Annotated in this window: 2 protein-coding genes; both read left to right on the forward strand. The window is 72.8% G+C overall.

Annotation, left to right across the window (positions count from 1 at the left end; genetic code table 11):
• Positions 1 to 206 (forward strand): hypothetical protein (locus tag ITP53_RS58870; RefSeq protein WP_236052268.1); only part of this gene is annotated, 206 nt, incomplete at its 5' end.
• A gap of 11 nt (positions 207 to 217) precedes the next feature.
• A partial coding sequence (locus tag ITP53_RS55645) for an MFS transporter (RefSeq protein ID WP_195903531.1) occupies positions 218 to 713 on the forward strand: 496 nt, incomplete at its 3' end.

Here is a 713-nt window from a genome sequence, read left to right on the forward strand (position 1 = left end):
AGGTGGGTTTCACCGGCGCCGAGGACATGCCCCAGGCATCGGGTGGCGCACGGGTGGACATGCCCCGGGTGCCGGGCGGCCCGCCATCGGACACGCCCCAGCCGGGCGGCCCACCGGCCGACATGCCCCACCTGCCGGGTCGCGTGCCGACGGACATGCCCCGGATGCTCGATGGTGTGCGGCCGGAGGTCGGTGGTGGTCGGTGAGGTCGTTCGCCGTGATTGTCGCGCCCTTGCGGTCGCGCGACTTTCGCAACTACTACGTGGGCCAGACGGCCTCCGCGTTCGGTGACGCGCTGACGCCGCTCGCGATCGCGTTCGCCGTGCTGCACCTCACGGGATCACCGGTGGACCTCGGGATCGTCGTGCTCAGCACCCGGCTGCCGGTCATCCTGCTGACCCTGCTGGGCGGGGCGATCGGCGACCGCTTCGCGCGCCGTACCGTCATGTTGCTGGCCGACGTGATCAGGTTCGCGGCGCACGGAGCGACGGCGGTGCTGCTGCTCACGGGCACCGCGCAGCTCTGGTCGATCGTGGCCCTGCAGCTCGTGGCGGGCGCGGGGGCGGCGTTCTTCAACCCGGCCGCCGTCGGGCTCATCGCCTCATTGGCAGGGAGGGACGGCACGCAGGCGGCCAACTCGCTGATCTCGATCTCCAGGAGCACGGCGTCGATGCTGGCGCTGGGCGCGGCGGGGGCGCTGGTCGCGCTGGCGG

This window comes from Nonomuraea cypriaca (assembly GCF_015645445.1).
Taxonomy (GTDB): Bacteria; Actinomycetota; Actinomycetes; order Streptosporangiales; family Streptosporangiaceae; genus Nonomuraea; species Nonomuraea cypriaca.